Source organism: Streptomyces sp. SM1 (genome assembly GCF_002910825.1).
GTDB classification, from domain to species: Bacteria; Actinomycetota; Actinomycetes; order Streptomycetales; family Streptomycetaceae; genus Streptomyces; species Streptomyces okerensis.
Window position 1 is genome coordinate 1 of record NZ_NEUB01000233.1, and the last position, 3,719, is coordinate 3,719.

The following is a 3,719-nucleotide window of genomic DNA, read 5'->3' on the forward strand; positions in this document are numbered from 1 at the left end:
CACGTCCGCCGCGGTCCAGCGCCGGTGCCGGCCACCGGTGTGCCGGTCGGGGCCGAGCCCGTAGCGGTGGTCCCAGGTACGGACCGTGGTGGGAGCCACCCCCAGGCGCCTCGCCACCTCGCCGGTGGTCAGCCCGCCGCCGGCCGGGACGCCCTCGCCGTCCTGGTGTCCGCCGCTTTCCGTCAGCTCACCCATGACCCCACGGTACGACGCACGAACGACGCAGGTCATTCTGCGTCGTTCGTGCGTCCGGCACGGGTGCCCGGCGTTCACCGCTCCCTACCTCACGCGGGGCCGGTGCTCGTACGCACGTGCGGTACGGGGTGTTCCGTGAGCGGTTCGGTCCCTTCGGCGGTCTCGCCGAGGAAGCCGCCCGACTGGTGCTGCCACAGCTTGGCGTAGGCACCCTCCGCCGCGAGCAGTTCCCCGTGGCTGCCCTGCTCGACGACCCGTCCGCGGTCGAGGACGACGAGACGGTCCATGCCGGCCACAGTGCTCAGCCGGTGGGCGACCACGAGGGCCGTGCGTCCCTCCATCAACCGCCACAGGGCGTCCTGGACGAGGAGTTCGCTCTCCGAGTCCAGGGCGCTGGTCGCCTCGTCGAGGAGCAGGATCGGGGCGTCGCGCAGGATGGCCCTGGCGAGCGCGACTCGCTGGCGCTGGCCGCCCGACAGTTTGACTCCCCGTTCCCCCACCAGTGTGGCGAAGCCGTCGGGGAGTTGGCCGGCGAACTCCGTGACGTGCGCGGCCTCGGCCGCCGCGTGGATCTCCGCGTCGGTCGCGCCGGGACGGGCGAAGGCGATGTTGTCCCGGAGGCTGCGGTGGAACATGGCGGGTTCCTGCGGGACGTAGGCGATCAGTGAGCGCAGGTCCCTCTGGCGCAGCCGGCTGATGTCCTGACCGCCGATCAGGACGCGTCCCGCGTCGATGTCGGACATCCGCAGCAGGAGCCGGGTGAGTGTGGTCTTGCCGCCGCCGGACCTGCCGACCAGGCCGATCCGGGCGCCCGCGGGCACGTCCAGGCCGAGGCCCCGGAAGATCGGCTTCGCACCCTGGTGGGCGAAGGTCACCGCTTCGAAGCGGACGCCGGTGTCCCGTGGTGCGAGCGGTTCGGGTTCTGCCGGGTCGGTCACGGTGGGCGGATCCAGCAGCAGCTCCGTGAACTGCGCGGCCTCGGTCATCGAGCTCTCCAGACGCCGGTAGATCTGGTTGAACTCGAACATGATCTGGGTGGCGTTGGAGTAGTAGGTGAAGGCGACGACGATCTCCTCCACCCCCTGGCCCGGGCCGCCGAAGGCGACGGCGACCAGCAGGCCCAGCACGTTGGTCAGCACGGACATCGGGGCGATCAGGACGTCGACGCGCAGGTTGCCGTAGTCCCACGACCTCAGCGTCAGGCGCCGGGACTCCGCCACCCGGCCGCGGTGTTCGTCCGCCTCCCGCCGCTCGGCCGCGAAGGCCCGGATGGTCTCCATGTTCGTGAGGCTGTCGGCGACGTGCCCGGAGACCCGGGCGATCGCGGCCTCCCGGTCGTTGACGAGCCGCTGCCGGCGGCGGATCAGCGGAGTCGCGGCCACCACGGTCAGCGCGATCATCACGAGGAGGCCCGCGACGAGCATCGGTTCGTAGCTCCACAGCACCACGGCGCCGAACAGCAGCGGGACGAGGCTGCCCACGATCCGGTACGTCAGCGTGTCGACGAAGTCCTCGAAGCGCCTGCCGAAGCCGAGTACCCGTTTGGTCAGGGAGCCGGCGAAGTTGTCGTGGAAGAACGCCGCGTCCTTGGCGAGGAGTTCGTCCATGCCGCTGACGTACAGGTGCTCCGCGCCGAGGGCGTCCACGCGGTTCAGGCAGTGCTGCCCGATCCGCCACACGGTCTCGGCGAGCAGCAGCACGGCACCGAAGGCCAGCACGTACGGCAGCGCCGAACCGAGGGTGAGGCCCTCCTCGTCGGCGGCCTGGCCCGCCAGTTCGGCGATCAGCAGAGGGGCCACGTAGCGGATGCCGATGTTGCCCACGGCCGGCAGGAGCAGCGCGGGCAGCGCCAGGGCGCGCAGGCGCAGCAGTTCCCGGCCGTAACGGTGCAGCGCCAGGACGACCGCGCTCCTGCCCGGCGCCGGCCCACGTGTGTCTGTCGTTCCCATCACACTCCCGGAGGTTCGGAGGTCGGAAGTCTCCCGTCTGCGGCATTTGCCGGTCCAGGCGTTTACCGCGGACCGGCGAGAACCGGACACCTCCGCATTCGCGTTCGCAACCCGAACGCATGCGCGGCTCCAGGGAACAATTCGGCGACTTTCCGAACCGGTCGCGGTCACACAGCGACGATCCGGCATATACGTCCGATCATCGGCGGTCATCCCTGGCAACCCGCGCCCTCGGACCTCGACCGCCTGCCTACGGTGCCACCGCGACCAGGACGACGCGGGTGATGCCGCGTCCGGGCCGGCGCACCTGACGAATCGACTGAAGAGGGAGACGTCCATGGCAACCGTGGAAGTGTCGCTGAAGGACATCATGACCGCCATCGAAGGGGCCCTGGGGGCTGCCGTCGTCGACTACTCCAGCGGCATGGCGCTGGGAACCCTGGGCGGAGGGAAGGACCTGGACCTCACCGTCGCGGCCGCCGGCAACACGGACGTGATCCGCGCCAAGGTGCGCACGATGGAACTGCTGGGCCTGACGGGTCAGATCGAGGACATCCTCATCACCCTCGAGTACCAGTACCACCTCATCCGGCTGGTCACCGGCCGCAGCGGCAACGGCCTGTTCCTGTACCTCGTCCTCGACAAGTCCCGGTCGAACCTGGCGATGGCCCGCCACCAGCTCAAGCGGATCGAAGAACAGTTGGAGGTGTGAACGATCCGGATTCCTGGCCGACGCACGCCCATGATGTGAAGACTTCTTCAAGTCACCACATCAACATGGTCCCAAGCCATGCATGTGCGGCGCGGCGAGCGAGAAGGATCGGCAGCGAAGGACGGCACATCGTGCGGCGGCGCGTCTTCGGGGCGCCGCCGCGCCTTGGAGAACATCCCCGACGCGGCAGGGAGCGCGCACCGATGCAAGTCCCCCTCTACCAGGCCAAGGCGGAGTTCTTCCGCATGCTGGGACACCCTGTGCGCATCAGGGTCCTGGAGCTGCTGCAGCACGGGCCGGTGCCGGTGCGGGACCTGCTCGCCGACATCGACATCGAACCCTCCAGCCTCTCGCAGCAGCTGGCCGTGCTCAGGAGGTCCGGCATAGTCGTCTCGGTCCGGGAGGGCTCCACCGTCAGCTACGCCCTCGCCGGAGGTGACGTCGCCGAACTGCTGCGTGCGGCACGGCGGATCCTCACCGAGCTGCTGGCCGGGCAGAGCGAACTCCTGGCCGAACTACGGCAGTCCGACGCACCGGTGCCGTCGCCGTCAGTACCGTCGGTGCCCAAGAGCAGACAGGGCTGAACTCACCGTCGGCGGCGGCAGCCCGTGCCGGAGCCGGGGCTGCCGCCGTCCCGGAGGTGCTTCACAGGTCGGCTGGTGTGTCCAGGCCGGTCAGGGCTCCCACGGGGTCCGGATCGGGGGTGCCGCGGGGCCACCAGTCCTCGTGGCCCGGTTCGGACTCGTAGGCGTACCAGAGGTGGTCACGGCCGAGGCGGAGCTGGACCTGGCCGCGGGGGTGGGTGAGGCGGTTGCGCCAGGGGCGGAAGGCGGGGAGGTCGGCGGCGAGGAGGAGGGGGCGGG

General features: G+C 70.3%; 4 protein-coding genes and 1 pseudogene. 2 read left to right on the forward strand and 3 right to left on the reverse strand.

The genetic code is table 11. The annotated features are described in order from the left end of the window. The coding region (locus B9S61_RS05460; RefSeq protein WP_146064720.1) for a MerR family transcriptional regulator at positions 1-195 on the reverse strand (195 nt) is incomplete at its 3' end. Positions 196-284: 89 nt separating this feature from the next. Continuing rightward, positions 285-2,144, reverse strand: coding sequence for an ABC transporter ATP-binding protein (locus B9S61_RS05465; protein WP_103541172.1), 1,860 nt, complete (start codon positions 2,142-2,144; stop codon positions 285-287). Positions 2,145-2,481: 337 nt separating this feature from the next. On the opposite strand from B9S61_RS05465, the gene B9S61_RS05470 reads away from it, so the two are divergent. Next, on the forward strand, positions 2,482-2,856 hold the full coding sequence (locus B9S61_RS05470) for a hypothetical protein (protein WP_103541173.1): 375 nt from the start codon (positions 2,482-2,484) through the stop codon (positions 2,854-2,856). Positions 2,857-3,059: 203 nt separating this feature from the next. After that, positions 3,060-3,440, forward strand: coding sequence for a helix-turn-helix transcriptional regulator (locus B9S61_RS05475; RefSeq protein ID WP_103541174.1), 381 nt, complete (start codon positions 3,060-3,062; stop codon positions 3,438-3,440). 61 nt (positions 3,441-3,501) lie between these two features. Here B9S61_RS05475 and B9S61_RS05480 read toward each other — a convergent pair. Continuing rightward, positions 3,502-3,719 (reverse strand): annotated as a pseudogene (locus B9S61_RS05480) (hypothetical protein); the annotation flags it as partial.